The sequence below is a fragment of the Halalkalibacter wakoensis JCM 9140 genome (assembly GCF_000513095.1).
GTDB classification, from domain to species: Bacteria; Bacillota; Bacilli; order Bacillales; family Bacillaceae_D; genus Halalkalibacter; species Halalkalibacter wakoensis.
Map to the genome: position 1 here is coordinate 1 of NZ_BAUT01000027.1, position 26,266 is coordinate 26,266.

Genomic DNA, 26,266 nt, shown 5'->3' on the forward strand with positions numbered 1-26,266 from the left:
ATAATATGTTCAATTTTTGGCGGATTGATTTCTACTTCACAGGAGAAATATCGTTTTTTTCAGATTGTGATCGTTCTCTTTATTACATATGCATGTACGTTAGGGCGTTCAGATTTTGAAAAGGTAGATCAATATATTAAGAAGAAATTTGATCGAAATAAAAATAATTTTGAGCGACGAAGTCAACCTGTTGACCTCCATTCTTATTTACCTTATCGCTTTGGATCATTTTTGCTCCATACAGTCGCGTTTGTTTTCATCCATTGTCTTTGGTTTATCGTAGATCGAGGAGTTTTTAACAAGTTTTCTGACTATATGATGGCCATCGGAAACAGTTGGTTCAGGGCAGTGGATATTGAATTACTAGCGAGCCCGCTGTATTTTTTAATTTCCTATGTTTGGAGCTTGATTTATGTGTTTGAGCTCATCGTTATTTTGGTATATGGCTTTATCATAATAAGACGAAAGAAAACGAGCTTATTAGATTGACGTACTAGATTGTTTCTCCTATAATGAGGTTCGAAAGTCTTTTTATCAACATAGATAGCTTACGATCAAGGTTCATAGATAACCAGGATTGAGAGAAATCAACTAAGTTGGTAATGAAAAGGTAGAAATAAATAATCTATAATTATATTATGGTTGCTAATGTAAACACAATGTGAGTACAAAAGAGACCAACGATGATGAAGTGATCACCGTTGGTCTCTTTTTATGTATATTCAAACAATTCAAACAAAGATGGGAGCTTGATGATGAATAGATGGTTTGTCGTTTTAGGAGCAGTGCTTATTCAACTTAATTTAGGAGCAGTCTATGCATGGAGTTTATTTAATCAACCGTTAATGAGCAAATTTGGCTGGGAGAGGGAAGATGTTGTTGTGACGTTTTCGATCACAATTGCAACGTTTGCACTTGCAACCATTTTTGCCGGTAGGTTACAGGATAAAATTGGACCACGTTGGGTAGCAAGTATTGGCGGGGTGATGCTCGGGCTTGGGCTCATTTTAGCCTCTTTTGCAACATCTCTTTGGCAGTTGTATTTCTTTTATGGAGTGATTGGTGGAATTGGTATAGGGATGACGTATGTGTGTCCATTATCGGCTTGTGTGAAATGGTTTCCAGATAAACGTGGATTAATAAGCGGAGTCGCCGTTGCTGGATTTGGATTAGGTGGACTTATCTTTAAACCAATAATTGAGTTGCTTATTTCAAGTGTTGGAGTTTCTTCAACGTTTATGTATCTTGGATTTATTTATTTAATTTTAGTTGTAGCAGGAGCCCAGTTGCTGAAAAATCCTCCAGTAGAAGAATTGACTAAAGTTACGTCAAAACCGCTTCCTGAATTAAGCAACAATTTCAGTTCAAAACAAATGCTTGGGACATATCAATTCTATTTACTGTGGGTTATGTTTTTATTTGGAACGATGTCTGGTTTAATGGTCATTAGTTTTGCAGTCGATATTGGTGTTGATATTGTTCAATTAGATATGGAAAAGGCAGCTAATGCTGTTATGGTTATCGCTTTATTTAATGCAGCTGGTCGAATTGTATTAGGTCGAGTTTCGGATACTCTTGGTCGGATGAATACGTTGATGTTGATTTATGGAGCTACTGCACTCATCATGTTTTATATGAGTACAGGTGTGATGAATTATGTTACGTTTTTAGGATCTGTTTCATTAATTGGCTTCTGTTTTGGTGGGTTTCTAGCTTTGTTCCCATCCATTACAGCTGATTTTTATGGGACGAGAAACATGGGGGCAAACTATGGCTTCATGTATCAAGCTTATGGAATATCTGCTTTTGTAGGTCCATTCGTTGTGAAGGTGATTCCGTTAACACAAGCATTTTTCTTCTCTGCATTATTTTGCTTAGTTGCACTTGTTATGGCTAAATTAGTTACCGTTCCCGCAAAAAAGGAATTACCTGAGAATTATCTAAAGCAAGGAGCATAAAAAGAGAGATGTCGCAAAAGGTCAATATTGGACCTTCTGAGACATCTTTTTTGTTTTACCGTATGAAGGGTGAGAGCCTCTGCGGACAGGAAGGGGGGAACAAAGAGTCAAGTTGTCCGAAGAGAGAGGATCTTCGGACAGGAAAGGCGGAACAAAGCGAAAAGTTGTCCGAAGAGAGAGCCCCTTCGGACAGGAAAGGGGGAACAAAGAGAGAAGCTGTCCGAAGAGAGAGGATCTTCGGACAGGAAAGAAGGAACAAAGAGAGAAGCTGTCCGAAGAGAGAGAACCTTCGGACAGGAAAGGCGGAACAAAGCGAAAAGCTGTCCGAAGAGAGAGCCTCTTCTGACAGGAAAGGCAAAACAAAGCAAAAAGCTGTCCGAAGAGAAAGGACATAAGACTACCCATTTGAGAAAGCGGTCAACCGCCAACCACCACTCAAAAAAGATATCAAAAAACACGGAGACAAGCGACGGCAGGTCTCCGTGTTTTAAAGTTTATTAGGTGTTTTTAAAAGCCCATTCTTTACTTATATTAAAATGCGTAAGCAGAACCTACAATAACCAATAAGATGAAAAGCACAACGATTAAAGTGAAACTGTTCCCTGTAACGTGACTCATAAGTGAATTCCTCCTTTTGAGTTGGTACACTCATACCCTATGTATCATTGCCCCAGATGGGTGGGCGAATGTCCTGGGTTAGCTTAGATTAGGCTAATGTCTAGTGGAAGGGGTTTGAGCTTATTTCGTGATTTTAGTAAAATAGAGCTATTGTGAATGAGAAAAGGTGTGTGCAATGAAAACATATATTGTAGTAGGAGCTGGAATTGTCGGTGCGTCAGCTGCTTATCATCTTGCGAAATCCGGTGCGCAGGTAACGATTATTGATCGCGATGACAAAGGAAAAGGAACGGATGCAGCTGCAGGGATTGTTTGTCCATGGTTGTCTCAGCGGCGTAACCAAGCATGGTATCAATTAGCTAAAAGCGGGGCGAAGTATTACCCTTCTCTTATCAAGGAATTAGAAGCTGATGGAGAGACAGAGACTGGCTATGCGAAAGTTGGAGCCATTAGTCTGCATACAGATGAGTTGAAATTAGATGAAATGGAAGAGCGAGTCAAAAAACGTCTTGAAGATGCTCCAGAGATAGGAGAAGTCACGAGCTGACGCCAACTGAAACGAAAGCGCTGTTTCCCCCTTTATCAGAGAAGTATGGTTCCGTTCATGTGAGTGGAGCTGCTCGAGTGAATGGAAAAGCCCTGTGTGAGGCACTAGTTCGTGCAGCTAAAAGACATGGTGCTGTATTTAGAAAAGGAAGTGCGGTGCTGCAATCAGTTGGTCAAAAAATAATCGGTGTTGAAATCGAAGGCGAACCACTACACGCAGATGAAGTGGTTGTGACAACGGGGGCATGGGCCAAAGAACTTTGTAAACCTTTAGGAATTGAATTTCAAATCGAACCGCAAAAAGCTCAGATTGTACATCTTGAGTTGCCAGAGATGAATACAGATGCGTGGCCGGTTGTTATGCCACCAACAAATCAATATTTATTAGCGTTTGAAGGAGGGAAAGTTATAGCGGGTGCAACACATGAAGACAATGTTGGCTACGATACACGTGTGACAGTTTCAGGTTTACAAGAAATCTTAGAGAAAGCATTAGCCGTTGCACCAGGCTTAGCTAGTGGCACGGTTGTAGAAACTAAGGTGGGATTCAGACCGGTTGCTCCTGGATTTCTTCCTGTTATTGGTAAATTCCCAGGCTTTGAAGGAATATTTGTGGCAAACGGATTAGGGTCATCAGGTTTAACGGTTGGTCCTTATTTAGGTGCTGAACTTGCAAAGTTAGTACGTGGAGAAACAATTGAAATTGATTTGGAACGGTACGATGTTGCTGGAGCGATTACGTTTGAGCAATCCAACTAACTGTAAGCTTAGAATTGAAGTGCAAAAGATATAAATATGAAAAAGCCGTGAGAGAACAGTTTTACTCACGGTTTTTCTACGTAACAATAATCTAGTTTTTAGTTGCGAACAATCATAACATCACATGTGGCACGTCTAGCGATGCTCTCGGAAACACTTCCTATGAGGAAACGTTCTACGGCATTTACTCCCGTTGCACCTGCAATAATTAAATCGACCTTATGTTTTTCAGCGACTTCTTTAGGTATTCGTACTTTTGGAGAGCCATAGCCAAGGTCTGTTTTAACATCAGTAACTCCTTGTTCTAGGGCTTCAGATTTATATTGTTCTAGGAGTTCGAACCCGTACCTTTCCGTTTGCTCTGCATAGGTACGATCATAATGTTCAATAGTTCCTGTTGTACGATTGTCTATGACATAGGAAATAACAAGTTTGGCTTGATCTTTTAGAGCTAGATTAATGGCTTTTTCAAACGCTTGTTTAGCTTCTTTGGACCCATCAACAGCAGCAAGAATTGTTTTATAATTAGAACCCATCCTTCACACTCTCCCTATCTTTTGATAAGATGTATCTTTCTTAGTTACAGATTAGTTCATTTTTTAGAAAGTTGAAGTGATGTTAGTCACACTTTACAATGTTTTTGAGGATAGGTTAGTAAAAGAATAGGGGGTTACATACATGTTTGATCCAACCATTTTTGACAATTTAAAAGTTGGAATTGAGAATCATGTTTATGATCTTGATACCATTGAGCAATTGGTACAGGTGACCAATCGAAAAGATCAGATAGAGTTATCGGTTATGTCAAGATTTTTCTCCATAGAGTTCCAGCTTCTTAACGAAACGAAAACAAAAGCACAAATTATTCTTCAATCGACGGTGAAGGATTTAGCTGATGAAATATTAAACGTACAAGGAACTAGCCCCGGTACAATGATTTTAGTTAGGTTTTCACGTGAAATCAAAGAGATGAAAACGTGTGAAGAAATAGAGGAAATTCTTACAACAATTTGGAATCCAGAACAACCACTAAAACAAAATCTTTGTTTTCAGTACGGTGATCCGAATCATACATATATTAACACAATAGACATCTTGTTTAACGATAAAATCAACGAGGAGCATATGAGCGACATCCCAACCTTAGTAGAACATATCTTAAAGTCACTAAGGGAATTAAATGTGCTAATCTAACCTCAATTGTCTGTATGATAACAGCAAACATCGTGTAAGCTAAGGACAGGAGGAACTTAAGATGGAACCTGTTACATTTAGCTACATTAAAACAAATGGAATTACGCTGCATACGGCTGTTGCTGGACCAGAAGAGGGACCTCTTGTCATTTTATTACACGGGTTTCCGGAATTTTGGTTTGGATGGAGAAATCAGATTAACGTGCTAGCAAAAGCTGGATACCGCGTTGTTGTACCTGATCAACGTGGTTATAATGTAAGTGATAAACCTGTAGGGCTTCATCATTACATGATTGATGTCTTAAGTGAAGATGTTATTGGGATTATTAAGCACTTTAAAAGAGAAAAAGCAAGCATCATTGGCCATGACTGGGGTGGCGCAGTGGGTTGGCATTTAGCAGCGACGAACGGGCAATATGTTGAGTCGTTAATTCCGATTAATATGCCCCATCCTACAGCAGCAGAAAAGATTCTAGAGAAATGCCCAAGTCAATTAATTAGAAGTTTATATATCCTTTTCTTTCAAATTCCTTATTTTTCAGAGGAAGCATTGATGGCGTACGATTATAACCTTTTAGAAAAGTCGTTTTTTTCCTCCATTCGACCTGATCTGTTTACTGGAACGGTTTTAGATCGTTATAAAAAGTCTTGGGCACAACCAGGGACCATGACAGCAATGTTAAGTTGGTATAGGGCTATAAGGATCGGAAGTTTAAAGCAAGTACCTAGAACAAAACTTTCTGTACCTATTACAATGATTTGGGGTAGACATGATCGATTTATTTCTGTTACTTTAGCAAAAGAGAGCGTAGATCTGTGTGAAAATGGGAAGTTCATTTTAATTGATGAAGCAACTCACTGGGTTCATCATGAGCAATCCGCGCTGGTCAATCAGCATATCTTACATCATTTAAAAGAAATTAAACCTAAAAGAGGATGAAGATACATATACAATAGTCAGTTCTCAATGAGGGAGCTGACTATTTCTCTGTTAAAGAGCGTTAATGGTATAATGAGTTATATTTTCTGAAATGTGAAAATATGTTTTTTGATGCAAAAGGAGAGACGACAATGACCAATCATAAAATAGTTTTTCTTGATATTGATGGAACCATTTTAAGGTCTGATGACTCAATTGAACCAGCAACGAAAGAAGCAATTAAGAAAGTTCAATATAAGGGTGTAGAAGTATTTCTAGCTACTGGTAGGCCTTTACATGAAATACGAGACATAGGTAAGGATTTACAAATTGAATCGTTTATTGGTTACAATGGTGCTTATGCTATCCATAAAGAGAAAGAGTTGTATGTAGCAAAAATGAAAAAAGACATGGTTAAAACATTGTTGCATACTGCCGAAAAACATGGCCATGAAGCAGTTTTATATACAAAAGAAAAAAATGTTCTAACATCTTTTTCTTCCCCCGTTCTCACCGAATTCACAAAACATTTTCATCTAAAAGAAAATGTTTTGTGTTCCGATGAATATTTAGCCGACGTGTTAGGAATGACCCTAGTGAATGTACAAAATGATCCACCATCTTTATACGAGAAGACTGGTGAGTTTCGTCTTGCTTCTGTCAATGTTGAAGGGTTTCGTAATCATGCTTACGATGTGATTCGAAACCAAGTCAATAAAGGAATTGCTGTTGAAACCGTATTGGAAGCACTACGCATTGACAAAAGGGATGCAGTGGCTTTTGGTGATGGAATGAATGATAGAGAAATGCTGTCTACCGTTGGAGACGGAGTAGCAATGGCCAATGCTCAGCCAGAGCTCTTTCCATATGCCAAACATAAAACGACATCAGTTAATGATTCCGGTGTATATAATGGCTTGAAAAACCTAGGTCTTATTACATAAAAAAGGAGAATGAACATGAATCATATAAAAGTTAAAGGTGTGACGTTAGGAGAGGGATTACCAAAAATATGTATCTCCCTTGTTGGAAGAACGATACCCGATTTAATAACTGAGGCATCAAATCTAAAAACGTTAGATTTTGATGTAGTTGAGTGGAGAGTCGATTTTTTGAGGAAGTAGAAAAGATTGATAAAGTGATTGAAGCATTGCACAGCATTCACAAAGTGTTGCAGGAAAAGCCGCTTATCTTTACGTTTAGAAGTTTGGAAGAAGGCGGGGAAAAACAAGTAAGTGAAACGATTTATCTGCAACTAAACGAAGCTGTTATAAATACCGGATTGGTTGATTTTATTGATGTGGAACTATTTAAGGAAGAGTCTTTAATCGAGTCACTTGTTCAAAGAGCACATAAAAACAATGTCTTTGTTATTATTTCCAATCATGACTTTGAAAAGACACCTGCAAAAGACGACATGATTTCAAGATTAATTAAAGCGCAAGAGCTAGGTGCTGACATTCCTAAAATTGCTGTTATGCCCAATACGGTTGCAGATGTTATTAAACTTCTTGATGCGACAAACACGATGAAGGAGAAATTTGAAGATCGTCCAATCATTACGATGTCAATGGGGGGAAAAGGAGTTATCAGTCGAATAGCTGGAGAAGTTTTTGGGTCTGCTCTCACTTTTGGAGCAGCCGAAAAGGCTTCAGCACCGGGACAAATGGCTGTAACAGAATTACGACAAATGATGAAATTGTTACATAAAAACCTATAGGAAAACAGCAAAAAAGAATCCAAAGAACTTTTCAAGTAGCTTGGATTCTTTTTTTGCTTATTCTTAAACAACTGAATCTGGATACGTTGTTTTATTGACCAGCTTGTGGGCGAACATCTTTTTCTTCTTGTCCAATTGCCTCCATCCCGATCTGCTCTTGTACATTTAATTGTACTTTCTTATTCGTTAATTCCTCATCTTTAAAGTTCAGATCTGGTTGAATGTTATTGTTTCTACTTGCTTGTTTATTCCAATCACTCATTATCCTTCCTCCTTTCGAATCACCTTGAGTTAGTTTGTGATAATTTTACCTATTTATGAAGGTTCAGCTATAGAAGCTTTTAAAAAAGTCTATACTGTATAAAAATGTAAAAAGGAAGGTGCTTTTCATTCAAATTCTAATAATACTTGTTATTCTTTTCATTCCTCTTTTAATGGTTATAATTCAGCGTTTTTGGAGAGTAGCTCGTGTGATTATAAATGGGATTGCGCTTGTTGCAGCGATCCTTATAGGCTATATCATAGCGATAAACGTCTATTTCATCATTATGGCAAATGAAGTATTTATGACAACCATTCACGGAATCTTTTTAAATCCATTGTTCTTACTATGTGGCTCTTACCTAGGGTTATTTATACTGTATCGACTTGTTCTACTTACACTAATTGAATGGAGTAATTAAAAGTCAATGGTGTTAAAAAGAAGATGAAAACGCTTGTCTTCACAACAAAAAGTGGAAATGTTTGCAAAGTCTATATGAATGTTATAAAATCGAACATTTGGTGTTTTTTAAAAAACAAGTCTTGAACATTTTTTTAGTATTGATATAATTTGTCTAGAATAAAGAGTCTTTTGAACTAGGTTGTAAGTCTTCTTTCAGTCAATTTTTACAGCAATAATTCAAAAGCAGTCATCATGAATAGAGGAGAGAAAAGAATGAAAGCGTTTAAATTTAAAGGGTTAACAGGTAAAATCTTGGGACTTAATTTTATTATTTTACTAGTCGTAGCAACACTGTTAGGTTCCATTACCTATACGTTTTCTAAACAACAGTTAGTTGAAGCTGGGATCACAGATTTACGCCATTCGATTAATGGGACTATGGCGATTCTTGAATTATTGAATGGACAAGTAGAACGAGGAGAATTGCAACTAAACGAAGCACAGGAAATAGCGGCTAATTATATAGCTGGTACGTACATAGATGAAACGAGTAAAACACGAGATTTTACAAAGGCAGCCTTTTTATATAAAGAGGAAGGCTATATGTTTGCCTATGATAGTAATCATGTTTCTATTGTTCATCCAATGGGGTTTGAAGGACAGGATTTATCAGGATTAGAAGATGCGAATGGAAATTTCTTAATTCAAGATCTCGTCCGTATCTCTAAAAATCCTGAACCTGAAATGCGGACACATACATATGACTGGACAAACGCCGGTGAAACGACTTCAAGAGAAAAATTAGCGTATATGGGCTATTATGAGCCTTGGGATTGGATGGTTGGAATTGGAGCTTATACGGAAGAGTTTTACGAGAACTTAGGTATTTTACAAGTGGTTTCAGTGTTAGTTGGAGCGGGTACTCTTATTTTTGGTACATTGATTTATTATGTTTTTATTAGAAAGTATTTGAGCGAGATTAAGAAGTTAAATGTAAATGCTCGTGAAATTGCAGCGGGGAATTTAGCTGTGGAACTAACGGAGGCCAAGACGAATGATGAAATTGGAGAATTATCCAATTCTTTTAAAGAAATGGTTACAACAATTCGAGGAATTATTCAGCAGGTAAATGATTCAAGTGAACAAGTTGCGGCATCGTCGGAACAACTTTCCGCAAGCAGTGAACAGACAAAGTTAGCTACGAACGAAGTGACTGTAGCCATGCAGTCTATTGCTTCAGCAAATGAAACGCAAGTAAAGCAAATGGAAGAGGGTTCAAGCTCTCTAGCGGTTATGGCTGATAATATGAATCGTGTATCTAATATGGTTACAAATCTTTCGACGTCTTCTCTTCATACAGCTAAAGAAGCAGAGAAGGGCAATCATGTTATCTCAAAAGTTGTAGAACAAATGAGCTCCTTAACGAACAGCGTTCAAGACTCGACTGAAGTTGTTAAAAAATTAGATGATCGCTCAACGGAAATAGGACAAATCATTCAAGTGATTACTGGAATATCAGAACAAACCAATCTTTTAGCTTTGAATGCAGCAATCGAGGCTGCTCGAGCTGGAGAGCATGGAAAAGGGTTTGCTGTTGTTGCGGATGAAGTTCGAAAATTAGCTGAGGAATCAACAAGATCAGCGAATTTGATATCGGACTTAATCAAAGAGATTCAAATGGATTCGTCTGCGGCGATGGAAGCCATGTTAAAGGGGACAACTGATGCACAAAATGGCATGACGGTTGTGAATGAAGCTGGACTTATATTTGGAAAGATTCTTACTGCTGTCAAAAGCATGAATGACGATATCCAAAATGTTTCGAGTTCATCTGTAGAGATAACAGAGAAAACAAATAAGGTAAAAGAAACGATTGAGATACTAGAAGAGATTGTAAGACAAACAGCAGGTAACTCTCAAAATGTTGCTTCAACGGCCGAGGAGCAATTAGCATCAATGGAAGAAATTTCGGCATCTGCTGAATCACTTAGTGAAATGGCACAAGAACTTAGTCAGACTGTTCAAAAGTTCCGTTTTTAAAAAAGCAAAAACACGTTGAGATGTTAAATCTCAGCGTGTTTTTGGCTATTAGCTCCTTTATTTAGTCATAATGAAAAAGAGGCCAGTTAAACAGAGAAATTAAATGGATGTAAGTGAAAAAGAAAGGAGATAAAACAGCTTGGATAGAAAAATTGCTTTTAAGGCGTTAGTAGGGTCAGAAAACTATCATTTAGCGACAGAGGAATCAGATAAGGATTATAAAGTATTCGTAATCCCAACCTATTCTGATTTATATTTTGGGAAAATGTACACGAAAAGTATTAGTGGCAACAAGGTTGACGAAGAGTTTCATGATATTAGGAAAGTAGTCAATCTTTGGTGGAAATCTAATGTGAATTTTGTAGAGGTGTTATTCTCAACAGAAATAGTAATTCATGAAGACAAGAACATAAAAAGAGCATTGGATACATTACTAGCTATGAAGCAAGACATTGCTGTTATGAATTTACCTTACTTATACAAAGCGTGCAAAGGGATGTTTTTAAGTAAATCAAAAAATATTGAACATGGAAACTCAGCTACAACGTATTTAGTTGATCGATACGGTTATGATAGTAAATCTGCTATGCATGCTTTCCGTATTTTAGACTTTATTGAAAGGTTCGCCCAAAATGAATTTAGTGATTTTGAAGGTGCAATGAAATATGATCAGCAAGAACGAGAGTTTATGTTGGCAATTAAGAGAGGCGCTTATACGAAGGAGGAATTTACTCAACTACTCAAAGACAAACTTAAAAGTTTTAATGAATTAGAGAAGATTTATATAAAACAAAACACGAGTGAACATATAAAGAAGATAATGGAGGGAATTATCTATGAAATGACGGCCACAAGCTTACGCAATGAATTATTATTATTCAATAAATAAAAGGGCTGCATAACAAAAACTGTTATACAGCTCCTTTAAAGCGAAAAGAACCGACCGGTCAGTTTGTGTTAAGGTAAAAAATAATCATTTTAAGACACGGCATGTTCCTGTTGTTTAGCTTCTTTTTCACTCTTTTTAATATCTAGTTTCAGTAAAATCGAAATGACAAAAGCAAAAACAATTAAAGCTAAGAATACATAGAACACAGGCACGTAGCTATCCGCCCTTTCACGTATTTGTGTAACGAGAATCGGACCAAAAACTCCACCGAGCGACCAAGTTGTTAGCAAATAACCATGAATAGCACCTAGTTGCTTTGTTCCAAATAAATCACCTACAAATGCAGGGAGATTCGAGAACCCACCACCATAACAACTAACTACAAATAAAATCAAAATGGTAAACAGAATGGCGTTTGTTGTTAATGGCAATGTGAAAAAGGCGACAATTTGAATCGAAAAGAAAATAATAAATACGGTTGGTCTACCAATATAATCTGAAGCGGCTGCCAACCTAGTCTTCCACCACCGTTAAACAGTCCCATAATCCCTACCATTGTCGCAGCTGCTGCTGCAGTTAAACCGACTACTTCTTGAGCCATTGGTGATGCGACGGAAATGATCATGATACCTGCTGTTGTATTGATAAGCATCATAGACCAAAGCATCCAGAACCGTTTCGTCCTAACCGCTTCTTTAGCTGTTAATTGGGCTAAATCCTTTTTCACCACTTTCTTTCCAGAAGCCATTTCCTTTTTCATCGAATCTGGCATCCAACCTTCTGGAGGAGGTGCGATGTAGGAAGCACCTAATAACATAAGTATAAAATAACAAACACCTAATAAATAAAAGGTAGAACTGATGCCTATTGCTTCTATTAGACTAGCCGCAACAGGTGCAGTGATAAGTGATCCTGTACCAAACCCAAGTACAGCCATTCCAGTTGCTAAACCTCTTCGATCTGGGAACCATTTTACAAGAGTGGAAACAGGTGAGATGTAGCCAATACCTAAGCCAAGTCCACTAAATACTCCATATGTTAATAAGAACAAAGGGAGTGATTCAAGAGCAATTGCAACTCCTGAACCTGCTTGACCGATCCCAAATAACACCGCGGCCACCATAGCAGACTTTCTTGGCCCGTTCTTCTCAACAAATTTTCCAAAGAAAGCAGCCGATGTTCCGGCTAACGCCATCATAATCGTAAAAGCAATCGCAACTTGTGATCCAGCCCAACCTAGCGAGGAGCTTATTGGATTTTGATATACACTGTACGCATATGCTGCACCTATTGAAAGGTGGATGGCAATCGCTGATAAAGCTATGAGCCATCTGTTTTTTGTTGTCTTCATATTTGTTCCTCCTCCTATCTCTTTTGTAAACCCTTACATATATATAGTATAATTCATTCTGGAAAAAATCAAACAAATTGGAAAATTATTAAGATTTTGGCATGATTTTTTCCGTTCAATCATGTTATTCTGTTAGCTATCTCGAGCTAGTAATTTGTGAATAAGTCCGCTATGATTGGTAATGAATTGCAAATTTCATAACGGGGGAAGAACTATGTATCATGCACAGACCTGGCGAGAAAAGGTCACTTTGTTTTTGGCCATCTTATGGCCGATAATGGTAACGCAAGTCAGTTTATTCGCAATGAATCTTGTTGATACAATTATGTCAGGACGAGTTGGGACAAATGACTTAGCTGGGGTTGCGATTGGCTCTAGTTTATGGATGCCGATCTTTACAGGGATTAATGGAATTCTATTAGCCGTAACGCCGATTGTTGCTCAGTTAATGGGAAGCAACAAGAGAGAGAAAATAGCAAGCTCGGTCACACAAGCACTCTATTTATCCGTCTTTCTTGCGGGAATAATTGTATTGGCTGGAACATTTTTGCTAGAGCCAGTCCTAACGATTATGAACTTAAATCCTTCCGTTCATTATATTTCCTTTCATTATTTAATTGGTTTATCAATAGGGGTTGTACCACTTTTTGCATCAAGTGTTTTACGTAACTTTTTTGATGCTCAAGGTTTTACACGAATAACGATGGTAATCACCGTTTTAGCTGTTCCTTTTAATGTTGTTTTGAACTATGGCTTTATTTTTGGGAAATTGGGGTTGCCGGCACTAGGAGGTATCGGAGCTGGGTATGCAACAGCTATTACGTACTGGATTATTTTCCTACTAAGTGTTTGGATGACATTTAAAGTGGAAGTTGTTAGACATTATCAATTATTTGTTAAGTGGTTCACCCCTTCTTGGCGAGCGTGGAAAGAACAGCTTGCAATTGGTGTCCCAATCGGTTTGTCCATTTTCTTTGAATCGAGTATTTTTGCTGTGGTGACCTTACTCATAGGGATGATGTTCTCTACCATTACGGTCGCTGCTCATCAAGTTGCATTTAGCTTTACATCGCTAATTTTTATGATTCCACTAAGTATTTCGATGGCCCTTACAATCGTAGTTGGGTATTCTGTTGGCGGAAAAGATTATAAGTCGGCCAAGCAATATAGTCATCTAGGTGTCTGGAGTGGGATTGGGATACTGGCAGTCGGGGCTGTTTTTCTTTACATTTTCAGAGAATCAATTGCTTATTTGTATACAGATGATCCTGTTGTTGTCCAGCTTGCAGCTCAGTTTTTCATCATTGCCATCGTTTATCAAATTTCAGATGCTGCTCAATCTGGCTTACAGGGAGTATTAAGAGGGTACAAAGATGTGCAAGTCCCTTTTATTACGGCATTTATCTCATATTGGCTAATAGGAATCCCCTCAGGTTATTCTCTTGCAGCATTCACCGAGCTTGGCCCATTTGGATTTTGGATTGGGATCACATTAGGATTGACTTGTGCAGCCATTGGCTTCCTCGTGCGCTTGCGAATCATATTAAAAAGGCTTGAACGGAAGGAAGTCGTAATGGACTAAAAGGGAATACTTTAAGAAAAAACTCGTATCGTAGCCATATCGATACGAGTTTTCTTAAATTCAATCTTACTTGGATCTTCTTTTAGGCTTGAAAGCAAAACACGCTTCTTATTGCTACTTTTCAAAAAAGTAGGCACCTAACTGGTTTAGAGATCATAGACTAACCATAACAGGGAAAAAAGGGGTGTGAAGGTTGAAGAAATCAGATAAAAGAGCGGTGCCGAAAATTTTTTCACAAAATTCAACAAATCAGATAAACCAGCCATTTTTTTATTCAAATAAGGCAATGGAACAACTGAAATGGAATATTAGAAACATCAATCATACATTAGGTTCTCATGATCAAGTTCATGAAGACTTATTCAAGCAATTAGATGTACAGGATGAAACGAATAAGCATTTTGAAACAGTGAATGAATCGATAAAAAAAATGATAGAGGAAAAAAATAAAATACAACAAACGTTATTTGACAAGATCGAAGTGGAAAGAACAGGTTTAGAGCAGAAACTTGAAGAGCTTAGTCAGGCAAAAATGAGCATTGTAGATCAATTACAACAAATGGAACAAGTAAATAGGGAAATGTCTACAAAAGTGACAGAGCATGAGAATCAACTTAATCAGCACGAACAGGACTTTGATTTTATTCGAAAAGAACAAACGGAGCAACTAGAGACCCTAACGGAATCTGTTCAACAAATAGAATTACAAAAATTAGACCATGAAGAGTTAAGACAAAAAGTGAAGGTTAATGAAGAGGAACAAAAGGAGATTCAAGAACGAATCAGAGAGCTCTTTGAACAAACGAAATTACTGTCGACTCAGCATGACGAGCAAGAAAATATGCATTTGGATTTATATACGCAACTTATCCAATTGAAAACTCTTCATACAGAAGCTTCTAATTATATGAAACAATCAATAGCGAAATTGAAAGAAGAAGGCTATAAAAAGGAAGAGGAAGAAAGGTCGATGACTGAAAGGTGAGAAAGGGGATGTCCTAAAACGTACGTTTTGGGACATCCCTGACATTTTTACGACTTGCTTATCTTATTCTAAGTTTGCATGTCGACCATACATGGTCGTTGAATCCAGCCCTTTTTTATCCATAAATCGTAATATGACAGAATCATATAGGAGAAGTAGACTTTGTTCAAACAAAGATCCCATTGGCTGGATGGTTTCAACAGTAGTCTCTCCAGATTTAACTTGGGCAGGAATTTGAATCGTGATATCGGCTAAGTTTCCAATTGTTGAGTCAGGAGAAATCGTAACAGCAGCCACCGTTGCCCCAATCGCCTTCGCTTTCTCCGTCATTGATACAAGGCTTTTTGTTTCACCAGAACCAGAACCAACAATGAAAATATCATCCTTTTCTAACTGAGGAGTTATCGTTTCGCCAATTACATAGGGGTCAAGACCTACATGCATCATTCGCATGGCAAAAGATTTAGCCATTAATCCAGACCGACCAGCCCCAGCGACAAAAACTTTTTTCGCATCAAGAATACCGTCGACTAGCTTTTCTATGTCAGCGTCGTTCATTAAGTCAGCCGTTCTCTGAAGTTCCTTAATGATTTCTTGGGTATAGTTTGTCGTTTGCATTGACGGCCCCTATGCTTTGATGAGATTTTGCATCTCGGCTGCTGCAGCTTTCTTATCATCTTTGCCTGTAATCCCACCACCGACAATAATTAAGTCTGGTTGTGCCTTAATCACCTCAGGTAACGTTTCAAGTTTAATACCACCCGCAATGGCTGTTTTTGCTTGTTTTACAACACTTTTGATCGTAAGTAAATCCTCGAACGAATTTTGTCCAACAGCTTGGAGGTCATAACCTGTGTGTACACAAATATAATCTACACCTAATTCATCTAACTCTATTGCACGTGCTTTTTTATCTTTTACCGCAATCATATCAACAAGGATTTCTTTTCCTTGTTTTTTAGCCTCTTCGACTGCTCCCTTGATTGACTCATCTTCAGCAGCACCAAGAATGGTAATAATATCTGCACCTGCTTCAGAAGCTTTCATCACTTCATACCCAGCCGCATCCATAATTTTCAAATCTGCTAATACAGTTAATTGAGGGAAAGCTTCTTTTACTTCTTTTACGGCTCTTAACCCTTCATTGATGACAACAGGTGTTCCAATTTCTACTACATCTACAAACTCCTGAACTTCGCTAACAAGCTCAATGGCTTCTGGAATATTTACTAAATCTAAGGCTAATTGTAATTTCATTTCAATCGCTCCTCATTCATTTTTTGTACAGGGTAATTCTAATTGCTTTCCAACAAAAAAAGAAGTACGCACTTTAAACGCATATAGTTACAAAAAGGATACTGTGAGGAACCAGAATTACCTATTACGAACTAAAAATAGCTAAGTACGAGAGACCTCTCGTACTTAGCTTCTATTCAGATGAACCAATTTGCTCATCAAGATCATCAACTTGTTTTTGTAAGAACTGTTTGTAGTCTTTGCCCCATGCATACATGGTTTCAAGGATAGGCATTAACGTCTTTCCTTGTTCTGTAAGGGAGTACTCAACTTTGGGAGGTACGACTGCATAGACTTCACGATGGATAATAAAATCGGATTCTAATTCTCTTAACTGATTCACAAGTATTCGTTGTGTAATACCAGGTATTAGAGCTCTTAATTCATTAAATCGTTTTGTTCCCTCTTTGCCAAGATGCCATAAGATGAGCATTTTCCATTTCCCGCCTATGACGGCTAAGGTAAGTTCTTTTTCACAATTAAATTCCCTGTTACAAACATGCCCCATTTTTTGCCTCCTATGTAAAGGTAATATACTTTTAAGCGCTTATTAACTGATATTATAGTCACCATAGAATAAGGAATACAAATGATTTAACTTATGTTTATCAAGCTCTAATTTTAAGAAATAACGTGAAATTGGAAAGTTCTTAGCTTTTCGAATCGCTAAAAGGTCGCATAAGTAAAATGGATAAATAGTGATTCGATTGTATGAAATGCAAGGAAAGGGAGAAAGTAACAGTGAATAAAATGGATGGAGGAAGAATATGAAACAAACCATACTAAGTGGATTATTTTTATTAATGTTTATGTTGGTAGGCCTATTAAATTTTGGGACAGTAGAGGCTTCTCCTACGATTGTTGACTTTGAAATTGAAATTGAACTGAAAGATGGCACAGAGTATGAAATTGAATACGCAATGAAAAGCAGCAAGATTCAAGCGAAATATGTTGTCCCGAGAGAGGTAGCTCTTTTTGGAGAAGAGGCTCTTCCAAAAGTGGAAGCATTTTTTCAGAAAGTGAATGTCATTCCTGATGCAAACAAAGAAAAGCTCATTGCTGAAGCATTACGTGCATTTGGGATCGATGTTAAAGATGTCGATGAATTTGAACTTGACGTTATATTTGATGGAGACAAGAAACTTACCATTCAAAAGAAATTCTCATAATTGATTATCATAACCCACGTTCTTGAAAGAGTGTGGGTTTACTTCAGAGGTTCAAACAAGACATTCACAAGAGAAAACACATGTGTTTTTTTGTTGTTATATCAATGTTCATTACTGTGTAGAGGTGAAATCACACAGTAGTTCGCAGACCTATGTGAACTCTAATGTAAAAATTGATTTTGTAGTATACGAAGTTTTCTCCAAAGATACTCACAATAAGGGGAATTTTTCCCTTTAAATACAAAATATAGCTTAATTAGGGATAAATAAGGGGAAATTCTCCCTTTAAGCATACACCGAAATCAAATTATCATGTTTATAAAGGAATTAGCGGGAATTTTTCCGCCTAATTCAACTATTTTCGAAGCCATTTCTTAATTAAGGGAAGTTTCTCCCTTTATTATATCAACCCATGTTGCAGATTCCCTCATTGGTCCACTCTTATATGGAGGGATGGGGCTTTATTCATGAATAAGGAGTGGTTCATTGAACAAACGCATGCGTTTGATAAGAAAATATGAAAACAAAGGCAAGAAGAATCAGTCTTCGTGCCTTTTTAATATGCAAATTATATTGTGAATTAGGTTGTGAAATTTGTTTTGCTGTTTTTCGCTTCACAAGTAAACCCGTTATCTTGTAAGAGTGTGGGTTTTTTAGATTCATTCTTGAGACTGATGATTCAAAATTAATTATCATATACCCTTAAATCATGCATATAACAAAACGGTATGGAAAGGGTGATGGAATTGAAAGAACAAGCGCTAGCTATTGAGGCTACTGGACTAGTAAAGTGTTATGGTGATAAACGAGCAGTAGACGGTGTAGACCTAGCTATTCCAGCTGGGACAGTATATGGATTTTTAGGGCCAAATGGGGCTGGAAAGACGACAACCATTCGAATGTTAGCTACCTTATTTACTCCTGATGAGGGGACAGCAACAATCCTAGGTCATGATCTTGTAACGGAGGCAGATGCAGTACGATCTCGTGTTAGCCTAACTGGACAATTTGCTTCACTTGATGAGGATTTATCAGGTTTCGAAAATTTAGTATTTATAGCCAGATTACTAGGTTTCTCAAGAAAGCGGGCAAAAGAACGAGCAGAAGAGCTTCTCGAAGCGTTCGGGCTTTCGGAAGCTGGAAAACGCCAAGTTAAAAAGTATTCAGGAGGAATGAGAAGAAGAATTGATATTGCGGCAAGCATTGTTGTCACGCCTGATTTATTATTCCTAGATGAGCCAACAACTGGTTTAGATCCGAGAAGTCGGAATCAGGTGTGGGAAATTGTTCGGGGACTTGTGAATGCAGGTACAACCGTTCTTCTTACAACACAGTATCTGGAAGAGGCTGATCAGTTGGCTGATCGAATTGCGGTTATAGATCAAGGAAAAATCATTGCTGAAGGAACAAGTGGAGAGTTAAAAGCATCAGTTGGAACAGGAGCCTTGCATATTCGTCTCCTTAAAGAGGATCAAAGGGAAAAAGCGGTACAGATTCTTTCTGATATTCTTGAGACAACCGTTCAATTAAATTCAGATCCACTCGTTTTAACTGCTTCAGTAAAGGAGACGAACCGTGTGATTCACGCTTTAAAAGAATTAGAGCAGGAACAAATTTCTGTAACTGATTTTTCGTTAGGGCAACCAAGTTTAGATGAGGTTTTTCTTACACTGACTGGGAAACCAACAGAAGAAAACGGCGATTCGAGTAAGGTGGTGTAAGCATGAGTCAGATAGAACCAAATGAAAAGTTAATCCAGGCTCTTTCTACTCGAGAAAGACCGAAAAAACCTAGTCGATTAACGAATACAGGTACATTTTTTTGGAGGGCTCTATTGAAATTGAAGTATGTGCCAGAGCAACTTCTAGATGTTACCGTATTCCCAATCATGTTCTTATTAATGTTTACGTACTTATTCGGGGGAGCGATTGCTGGTTCAACCGGCGATTATTTGCAATTTCTTTTACCTGGTATCTTAGCGATGACTGTTGTAACCATTACAATGTATACAGGAATGGAACTAAATAATGACATCTCAAAAGGAATTTTTGATCGGTTTCGTTCATTACCTATTTGGCGTCCATCTGTATTAGTTGGAGCATTACTTATGGATGCAGTTCGTTATACGATTGCATCGACCATTATGATCATTCTTGGATTGATTATGGGCTTTCGTCCAGAAGGTGGCTTTATTGGTGTTGTGTTAGCTGTGTCCTTGCTTGTCTTATTTTCCTTTAGCCTTTCATGGATCTGGACTACACTTGGATTAATTGTAAGGACTGAAAAATCGTTAATGGGAATTAGCATGATGGTTCTGTTCCCATTAACATTTGTCAGTAACGTATTTGTCGATCCGAGAACACTGCCTAGTTGGCTTGAATCGTTTGTAGAAATAAACCCAATATCCTTGTTAGTAACCGCTGTAAGAGGATTGATGCATGGGTCGGTTACAGCGGCCCAAATTGGATGGGTTTTGTTGGCGTCTTTCTTACTGATTGTCATTTTTGCGCCATTAACGATGTACCTTTATCGAAACAAGAGATAAATCTTAAAAGAATTTTTTGACTTTTTTATACGCATGGGCTCCAACAGTGAGTTTTTGCAAATGCCTGCAATAGTCATTTGTAAGGTCAAAAGCAGTTGGAACATCAATGGCAGAGAAATGACTAAAAACATTAGAGTCCTGATACCAATCACTTTGATCTGAAAAAGTGTGCGAGACATCATTCCAAGCATTCGCTAATTTTGGACTATAAATAATCTCATTACTTGCACAAGGAGACGCTTTTTGCGTCTTCTTTTTTTCTTTTGAAGTGAAAACAGTTGGCCAATAATCAGACCGTGAACCTGTATGTGGAACGTTTGTTGCAAAAGTAGTGATATCTTGATGAAGAGGATTGAGCCCAAAGACCATTGCATAAAGTCGTTTTCCCACGTTAATCCGTTCCGTAACACTTTCGAAATTGGTCACATTAACACCCGCCACTTTTCTCTTCTTTTTCGTTTGTTCATAAGGAAAAAGTACTTTCGTAAATTGAAATAAGTCTTGTGCTTGAAAGAGAGGTGTTTGGATGACATGTTTTTTGAAATATGAATGTTGAATAACGCGATTTTCAATATAATGTTGTTCATTAATGATTAATGCAATGGTTAACAACTTGCTATTTTTGTTTAAGAAAAAATGATTCCATATCGGAGACATAAATTGTGATACATGAAAAAAGGGCAGCAAGTAAAACAGATTTTTATTCTGTTGTTTACTTTCTTCATATAAGAGTAGTTGTGGGTACGCATCATGAAAGATAAGTGCATTAGCCCTCTCTAAAAAATGAAAAAAATCCTTTTTCCTCTTCGCACTTAACGCTTTCGTTAAATCTCCTTTTAAATCTGTCATATTCCATCCGCCATTCCTAGAGACAAGGTGAGCTAGAAATGCCCAATGAATCTCAGGGTGTTTAAGATAGAAATTTAAATAAGCTTTCGTACGAGTAACATTGTTTTGATTGTGAGTCCTAATCTTTTGTTTCAGCTCGGCAATAAGAATTTTATCTGAAGTTGATAAGGGATTTTTGGACGTTTCTTCTTTTGAAGATATGAGTAATTTCTGTTGAAGCTTTTGTAATTCAGAAGACTCAAGAGAGAGTCTTTCCCATTCACGTTTATTGTTCGATTCATACCTATATTTGTCAAACGCGTTCATTGCATATTGTTTTATAGCACTTGGAATTTGAGTCGCTTTCTTTAACATATTCAATTGGCCGACCTCCTCATTTCTACGGTATGTATGAAGAGATGTAGACGTTAAAGAACAGAATGAACAATTGTCACTTTCAAGGCTGACGCTGCGTTATATCATTGGGTCGTAATCATATTTTTGATGAGGAGTTTTTAAAAATGAAAAAATGGAGAAATAACGGGTTTGTTTTGCTGTTTATCATGGCTGCTACCACCACTATCACAAATGCTTGTGGATATTTTGAAGTTCAATCAAAGACCGTAGAACCAATTGAGAGTTCTAGTACAGCGGAAGAGTTTATGACTACAGTGATATTGGACCGATCTATTTTAGAAGTAGACGACGAATTGCTTACACGGTTTAACGACTTTATGAGAACGTATAATAAGTCTTTTTTTGAAGAAGTTACGCCTTTTGAAGTGTTTCAATTGTATATGTATACATTAGCAGGAGAAGATTACGGTACTTTGTATCATTTTCACCCAGAGGAATCCGTACTTCAGTCAAAAGATGCCTTTATAAAAGACGGACGTAATGATGTAAATCTGGTACAAAACCGTGAGTTAATGAAGAGGGTTAATGAAGTGAGAGAAGTCATGGTTCATGTTGAAGAAGGTCAAGCTCGAATTCAGTTTAGGTTAGAAGAGCCTCAAGAGACGTTAACGTTTCAACTAGTTCTGGAGGGGAAAAGGTGGTTCGTTATGCCAATGCCCATGCAATAAGTAAAAAGGTTGTTGTCTAGGTCAGTATCGTATTCGGGGTAACCCAATTAAAGATACAGGAAAAAAAGACAGGAAATAGTGAATTTGAACATGGATGACAGGAGAGGAATCGTGTAATCTGTATAAGTGGTTGTTGCGACAACTTTTGAATCGAAAAAGATGTGGAGATGAGAAACATCATGGGAAAAGCAAATGAAAAACGATCAACGATTGTTGCCCTTTTGCTAGCAGGGTCTTTTATTGCAATTTTAAATCAAACACTAATGATTACAGCGATTCCTCCAATTATGCAGGAAATGAACATTACCGCAAATAGTGCTCAATGGCTAACAACTGTATTTATGTTGGTGAATGGTATTATGATTCCAGTAAGTGCCTTTTTGTTAGAACGTTTTACAACAAGGCAACTTTTTATTACCGCAATGAGTGTGTTTGCGTTTGGAACATTAATAGGCGGAATTGCTCCTAATTTTGAAGTCTTACTAGTTGGCAGGGTGATACAGTCGGCAGGTGCTGGAGTCATGTTACCATTAATGACAACTGTATTTTTAATGATTTTTCCTATCAACAAACGAGGAGCAGCGATGGGATTAATTGGCTTAGTCATTTCTTTTGCTCCAGCTATTGGTCCGGCTTTATCCGGATGGGTTACAGCTAATTATTCTTGGAGACTATTGTTCTTTATTATTTTGCCGATTGCGTTGATTGACATTGTTATTGCCGTCTTTGTAATGAAGAATGTCACGGAAGTAACAAAACCTAAAATTGATGTCATTTCAATCATTTTATCATCTTTTGGTTTTGGTGGGCTTCTCTATGGTTTTACCGCTGCTGGTAACTATGGATGGTTTGAGGCGATTACCTTTGTGTCACTAGGAGTCGGAGGGATTTCTCTTATTCTCTTTACTGCTAGACAGCTGAAATTAAAGCATCCAATGCTTGAATTTCGTGTATTTACGTATTCGATTTTTCCGTATGCGGTCATTATTGGGATGGTTGCGTTTATGGGGTTAATCGGAGTGGAAACATTAATTCCATTGTACATGCAAAACATGCGAGAATTTACGGCATTTGAAGCAGGTCTTGCTCTATTACCAGGAGCATTAGTTAGTGGAATTATGGCGCCGATTATCGGTCGGGTATTTGATAAAGTAGGGGCACGTTGGTTGGTTATAATTGGGCTAATCATTATGACTTTATCGACATTGGCTTATATTAATTTAGGGCCTGAAACATCTTTTACCTATTTGACCGTTATGTATGCGATCAGAATGTTTGGTTTAGTTATGGTTATGATGCCAATTCAAACCGCTGCGTTAAATCAACTACCAAAACGACTTATCCCGCACGGAGCAGCTATGGATAATACGATGAGAATGATTGCTGCCTCGGTAGGCACAGCTATACTGGTCTCAATTATGACGACATCAGCTATTAGCGCTGAAAATCGACCAGATATTGTGTATCCTGATATATATGGGGCGAATGTTTCCTTCATTGTTCTTACGGCATGTACTTTTATCGCATTAGTCGCTTCATTCTTTGTGAAGTATACGAAGCCGGAGGTTGATTACGAAGAAAAAGAGTTTGAGAAAGCTAGCAATCATTAGAGGCTTATCTTAAAGGGGACTAAAAAGGAATCATTCCTTTTTAGTCCCCTTCTTATTCATCTAGAAGGTATGATTTGGGGTCGGAAAATGAAGTGCATAAAACAATTATGGTATAATTTGGTTGTTATCTTTTATTTTAAATAAGGTGGTATGTTACATATGGCTAAAGTAATTTTATTTGATTTAGATGGTACTTTGTTGCCAATGGATACACAGCGATTTGTAGAGAGTTATCTGAAAGAACTAGCGCCTAGAGTTGCACATATTCTCGATCCAAATGATTTTGTTAAAGCCCTTTTAGCTAGTACAACGGAGATGATTCAAAACAAAGATCCTAATAAAACAAACGAGCAAGTATTTGAGGAATCTTTTTTAGCATTAACCAATCTTAAAAGGGATGAGATTTGGCCGACTTTGGATGAATTTTATGATACGATTTTTCCTACTTTATCTCATCTGACTAGTCCTACACCAGTGGCTAAGGAAGTTATAGAGTCAGCAGTAAAACAAGGATTTCGAGTTGCGATTGCGACAAATCCTGTTTTTCCAAAGGTAGCAATTACGCATCGCATGCGTTGGGCAAGAATTGAGAATCTGCCATTTGAGTTAGTGACTGTTTATGAAGATCAATCGTTTACTAAGCCAAATAAAGAATATTATCTAGATATTTGTGATCGTCTCAATATAAAGCCAGAAGAGTGTATTATGGTCGGGAATGATGTTCAAGAAGATATGGTCACAAGTACACTTGGGATGAAAACTTTTTTAGTTGAAGGATATGTAATTGACAGAGGAGAGCCAATCTATCAGATTGACGACAGAGGCACCATTGATCGGTTATTAACGAAAATAAAAAACAGAGAAGGCATTTTTCATTAAGGAAAAAGAGACAAGCAGATGTAATTCAAATCTGTTTGTCTCTTTTTTGTAATTGTTGCAGTATATGGAATTTTAACGTAGTGATGGTTTGAGAGATGCACTAGAATGAATGTAATGATTTGTTTAAGTTCTTTATAATGGAGGATTTAGAAAGCGGTTACAAAAATCTTCCTGTTAAACAACCAACTTAGAATAATATGCTTCCAGTTGAAAGATAACTATTCAGAAAAGAAGGTGTTTAGGATGGCAGGGAATAGAGGCGTTGTGTATGTGGAACCAGGAAAAGTTGATGTTGTAGACATTGGTTATCCGGATTTAGTGTTACGGGACGGTCCAGGTGTAAATCCGTTAAATGTCGGTAGAAAGTGTAACCACGGGGTTATTGTCAAAGTAGTGACAACGAATATCTGTGGAAGTGACCAGCATATGGTGAGAGGTCGTACGACTGCACCAAGTGGGTTAGTCTTGGGTCATGAAATTACGGGTGAAGTGATTGAAGTTGGAAGTGATGTTGAATTTATAAAAAAAGGAGACCTCGTTTCCGTTCCATTTAACATAGCTTGCGGAAGATGCCGCAGTTGTAAGGAACAAGATACTCATATTTGTGAAAACGTAAATCCTGATCGTCCGGGTTCAGCGTATGGTTATGTCGATATGGGAGGCTGGGTTGGCGGCCAATCGGAATATGTTATGGTTCCTTATGCAGATTTTCAATTGTTGAAATTTCCTAATAAAGACCAAGCGATGGAAAAGATACTCGATTTAACGATGCTATCTGACATATTTCCAACTGGTTATCACGGAGCCGTAAGTGCAGGGGTGAAACCAGGTTCAACTGTATATGTTGCTGGCGCTGGTCCTGTTGGTTTGGCTGCTGCTCATTCTGCCCAACTCTTGGGAGCTTCTGTTGTCATTGTTGGTGATTTGATCGATGAACGATTGGCTCAAGCTCGAAGCTTTGGTTGTGAAACGGTAAATTTAAAAACACATCCTAACTTAGCAGAGCAAATTGAACAGGTGTTAGGGGTTCCCGAAGTAGATTGCGCAATTGACTGTGTTGGTTTTGAAGCACATGGTCACGGTGCAGCAGCTGGTGAAGCTCCTGCTACTGTATTAAACTCTGTTATGGAAGTGACTCGTGCAGGAGGGCGTCTTGGGATTCCAGGTCTTTACGTTACGGGCGACCCAGGTGCGGTGGATGAAGATGCCAAGCATGGTACATTAAAGGTGAGGTTAGGCTTAGGTTGGGCGAAAGCTCATACATTTGTTACAGGCCAAACGCCTGTTATGAAATACCATCGAGATTTAATGATGGCTATTTTAAGTGGTAGAGCGCAAATTGCCAAAGCTGTAAATGCGACTCTCATTACGCTTGATCAAGCCCCTGCTGCATATGCCGAGTTTGATCAAGGAGCTTCTAAAAAATTTGTGATTGATCCTCATAAGACGATGAAAAGTTAATAAAACAGGCAGATAGGTATTCTATCTGCCCTGTTTTATTATCTGGTGATAATAACCGTTTTTCAAATTTTGGAATTATAAAATCATCTATTTGAAGTTTGTTTTATATATAGGAACGATGGTCTTGTATAGTGATTCGGTATGTTTTACGATCATTTTAAATCATCA

The 26,266-nt window shown here is 37.7% G+C and carries 24 protein-coding genes and 4 pseudogenes; 20 read left to right on the plus strand and 8 right to left on the minus strand.

Annotated elements, in window-relative coordinates; all coding sequences use genetic code 11:
* From JCM9140_RS11610 to JCM9140_RS24225, 3 genes are all read left to right on the plus strand, one after another.
* Positions 1-489: hypothetical protein (locus tag JCM9140_RS11610; protein ID WP_034746379.1), on the plus strand; the 489-nt coding region annotated here is incomplete at its 5' end.
* Positions 490-755: 266 nt separating this feature from the next.
* The gene (locus JCM9140_RS11615; protein WP_034746381.1) at positions 756-1,958 is read left to right on the plus strand and encodes an L-lactate MFS transporter; all 1,203 of its coding nucleotides are present in this window, start codon (positions 756-758) and stop codon (positions 1,956-1,958) included.
* A gap of 8 nt (positions 1,959-1,966) precedes the next feature.
* The gene (locus JCM9140_RS24225; RefSeq protein WP_052002226.1) at positions 1,967-2,353 is read left to right on the plus strand and encodes a hypothetical protein; all 387 of its coding nucleotides are present in this window, start codon (positions 1,967-1,969) and stop codon (positions 2,351-2,353) included.
* A 136-nt stretch (positions 2,354-2,489) separates the two neighbouring features.
* On the opposite strand, the gene JCM9140_RS23180 is transcribed toward JCM9140_RS24225, so the two are convergent.
* Positions 2,490-2,576: a YjcZ family sporulation protein gene (locus JCM9140_RS23180; RefSeq protein ID WP_081727672.1), complete on the minus strand. Its 87-nt coding sequence runs from the start codon at positions 2,574-2,576 to the stop codon at positions 2,490-2,492.
* A 175-nt stretch (positions 2,577-2,751) separates the two neighbouring features.
* On the opposite strand from JCM9140_RS23180, the pseudogene JCM9140_RS11625 reads away from it, so the two are divergent.
* Positions 2,752-3,881 (plus strand): annotated as a pseudogene (locus JCM9140_RS11625) (NAD(P)/FAD-dependent oxidoreductase).
* 98 nt (positions 3,882-3,979) lie between these two features.
* Here the strand turns inward: JCM9140_RS11625 and JCM9140_RS11630 are convergent.
* Positions 3,980-4,417 carry a universal stress protein gene (locus JCM9140_RS11630; protein ID WP_034746384.1) on the minus strand — a complete coding sequence of 146 codons (438 nt, stop codon included), beginning with the start codon at positions 4,415-4,417 and terminating at the stop codon, positions 3,980-3,982.
* A gap of 142 nt (positions 4,418-4,559) precedes the next feature.
* Here JCM9140_RS11630 and JCM9140_RS11635 point away from each other — a divergent pair, with 142 nt between their 5' ends.
* The 4 genes and pseudogenes from JCM9140_RS11635 to aroD all read left to right on the plus strand — a co-directional run bounded on the left by JCM9140_RS11635 (position 4,560) and on the right by aroD (position 7,714).
* Positions 4,560-5,075 (plus strand): hypothetical protein, encoded by a 516-nt coding sequence (locus JCM9140_RS11635; protein WP_034746387.1) that lies wholly within the window; start codon positions 4,560-4,562, stop codon positions 5,073-5,075.
* 61 nt (positions 5,076-5,136) lie between these two features.
* On the plus strand, positions 5,137-6,015 hold the full coding sequence (locus tag JCM9140_RS11640; protein WP_034746390.1) for an alpha/beta fold hydrolase: 879 nt from the start codon (positions 5,137-5,139) through the stop codon (positions 6,013-6,015).
* A 131-nt stretch (positions 6,016-6,146) separates the two neighbouring features.
* Positions 6,147-6,938, plus strand: coding sequence for an HAD family hydrolase (locus JCM9140_RS11645; RefSeq protein ID WP_034746393.1), 792 nt, complete (start codon positions 6,147-6,149; stop codon positions 6,936-6,938).
* A 15-nt stretch (positions 6,939-6,953) separates the two neighbouring features.
* Positions 6,954-7,714, plus strand: a pseudogene (gene aroD / locus JCM9140_RS11650) (type I 3-dehydroquinate dehydratase).
* Between the two features lie 91 nt (positions 7,715-7,805).
* Here the strand turns inward: aroD and JCM9140_RS23735 are convergent.
* Positions 7,806-8,000: pseudogene (locus JCM9140_RS23735) on the minus strand (hypothetical protein); the annotation flags it as partial.
* Between the two features lie 184 nt (positions 8,001-8,184).
* Between JCM9140_RS23735 and JCM9140_RS11655 the strand changes: the two are divergent.
* The 3 genes from JCM9140_RS11655 (at position 8,185) to JCM9140_RS22580 (ending at position 11,307) form a co-directional block, all read left to right on the plus strand.
* On the plus strand, positions 8,185-8,397 hold the full coding sequence (locus JCM9140_RS11655; RefSeq protein ID WP_156314862.1) for a transposase: 213 nt from the start codon (positions 8,185-8,187) through the stop codon (positions 8,395-8,397).
* A 254-nt stretch (positions 8,398-8,651) separates the two neighbouring features.
* Entirely contained in the window at positions 8,652-10,418 is a 1,767-nt protein-coding gene (locus JCM9140_RS11660; RefSeq protein ID WP_034746396.1) for a methyl-accepting chemotaxis protein, read from the plus strand.
* A 139-nt stretch (positions 10,419-10,557) separates the two neighbouring features.
* The gene (locus JCM9140_RS22580) at positions 10,558-11,307 is read left to right on the plus strand and encodes a DNA polymerase beta superfamily protein (protein ID WP_052002228.1); all 750 of its coding nucleotides are present in this window, start codon (positions 10,558-10,560) and stop codon (positions 11,305-11,307) included.
* A gap of 89 nt (positions 11,308-11,396) precedes the next feature.
* Here JCM9140_RS22580 and JCM9140_RS11670 read toward each other — a convergent pair.
* Positions 11,397-12,658, minus strand: a pseudogene (locus JCM9140_RS11670) (L-lactate MFS transporter).
* A 214-nt stretch (positions 12,659-12,872) separates the two neighbouring features.
* On the opposite strand from JCM9140_RS11670, the gene JCM9140_RS11675 reads away from it, so the two are divergent.
* Positions 12,873-14,240, plus strand: coding sequence for an MATE family efflux transporter (locus JCM9140_RS11675; protein WP_034746399.1), 1,368 nt, complete (start codon positions 12,873-12,875; stop codon positions 14,238-14,240).
* A gap of 193 nt (positions 14,241-14,433) precedes the next feature.
* Positions 14,434-15,225: a hypothetical protein gene (locus JCM9140_RS11680; protein ID WP_034746402.1), complete on the plus strand. Its 792-nt coding sequence runs from the start codon at positions 14,434-14,436 to the stop codon at positions 15,223-15,225.
* Between the two features lie 63 nt (positions 15,226-15,288).
* Here the strand turns inward: JCM9140_RS11680 and hxlB are convergent, their stop codons facing one another.
* The 3 genes from hxlB to hxlR form a co-directional block, all read right to left on the minus strand.
* Positions 15,289-15,843, minus strand: coding sequence for a 6-phospho-3-hexuloisomerase (gene hxlB / locus JCM9140_RS11685; protein WP_034746406.1), 555 nt, complete (start codon positions 15,841-15,843; stop codon positions 15,289-15,291).
* Positions 15,844-15,852: 9 nt separating this feature from the next.
* The gene (gene hxlA, locus JCM9140_RS11690; RefSeq protein WP_034746409.1) at positions 15,853-16,482 is read right to left on the minus strand and encodes a 3-hexulose-6-phosphate synthase; all 630 of its coding nucleotides are present in this window, start codon (positions 16,480-16,482) and stop codon (positions 15,853-15,855) included.
* A gap of 172 nt (positions 16,483-16,654) precedes the next feature.
* Positions 16,655-17,029 carry a transcriptional activator HxlR gene (gene hxlR, locus JCM9140_RS11695; protein ID WP_034746412.1) on the minus strand — a complete coding sequence of 125 codons (375 nt, stop codon included), beginning with the start codon at positions 17,027-17,029 and terminating at the stop codon, positions 16,655-16,657.
* A 259-nt stretch (positions 17,030-17,288) separates the two neighbouring features.
* Between hxlR and JCM9140_RS11700 the strand changes: the two genes are divergently transcribed.
* From JCM9140_RS11700 to JCM9140_RS11710, 3 genes are all read left to right on the plus strand, one after another.
* Positions 17,289-17,690 (plus strand): YusW family protein, encoded by a 402-nt coding sequence (locus JCM9140_RS11700; protein WP_034746416.1) that lies wholly within the window; start codon positions 17,289-17,291, stop codon positions 17,688-17,690.
* 740 nt (positions 17,691-18,430) lie between these two features.
* Positions 18,431-19,411 carry an ATP-binding cassette domain-containing protein gene (locus JCM9140_RS11705; protein WP_034746419.1) on the plus strand — a complete coding sequence of 327 codons (981 nt, stop codon included), beginning with the start codon at positions 18,431-18,433 and terminating at the stop codon, positions 19,409-19,411.
* 2 nt (positions 19,412-19,413) lie between these two features.
* Positions 19,414-20,235, plus strand: coding sequence for an ABC transporter permease (locus JCM9140_RS11710; protein WP_034746422.1), 822 nt, complete (start codon positions 19,414-19,416; stop codon positions 20,233-20,235).
* A 3-nt stretch (positions 20,236-20,238) separates the two neighbouring features.
* On the opposite strand, the gene JCM9140_RS11715 is transcribed toward JCM9140_RS11710, so the two are convergent.
* A complete protein-coding gene (locus JCM9140_RS11715) occupies positions 20,239-21,438 on the minus strand; it encodes a DUF2515 family protein (RefSeq protein WP_235715330.1) in 1,200 nt (399 codons plus the stop codon).
* A gap of 146 nt (positions 21,439-21,584) precedes the next feature.
* Here JCM9140_RS11715 and JCM9140_RS11720 point away from each other — a divergent pair, with 146 nt between their 5' ends.
* From JCM9140_RS11720 to fdhA, 4 genes are all read left to right on the plus strand, one after another.
* Positions 21,585-22,148 (plus strand): hypothetical protein, encoded by a 564-nt coding sequence (locus JCM9140_RS11720; RefSeq protein WP_034746425.1) that lies wholly within the window; start codon positions 21,585-21,587, stop codon positions 22,146-22,148.
* Positions 22,149-22,327: 179 nt separating this feature from the next.
* Positions 22,328-23,758, plus strand: a complete 1,431-nt coding sequence (locus JCM9140_RS11725) for a DHA2 family efflux MFS transporter permease subunit (protein WP_034746428.1) — start codon at positions 22,328-22,330, stop codon at positions 23,756-23,758.
* 159 nt (positions 23,759-23,917) lie between these two features.
* Positions 23,918-24,637: an HAD family hydrolase gene (locus JCM9140_RS11730; RefSeq protein WP_034746431.1), complete on the plus strand. Its 720-nt coding sequence runs from the start codon at positions 23,918-23,920 to the stop codon at positions 24,635-24,637.
* Positions 24,638-24,880: 243 nt separating this feature from the next.
* Positions 24,881-26,098 carry a formaldehyde dehydrogenase, glutathione-independent gene (fdhA, locus tag JCM9140_RS11735; RefSeq protein WP_034746435.1) on the plus strand — a complete coding sequence of 406 codons (1,218 nt, stop codon included), beginning with the start codon at positions 24,881-24,883 and terminating at the stop codon, positions 26,096-26,098.
* Positions 26,099-26,266: the final 168 nt, after the last annotated feature.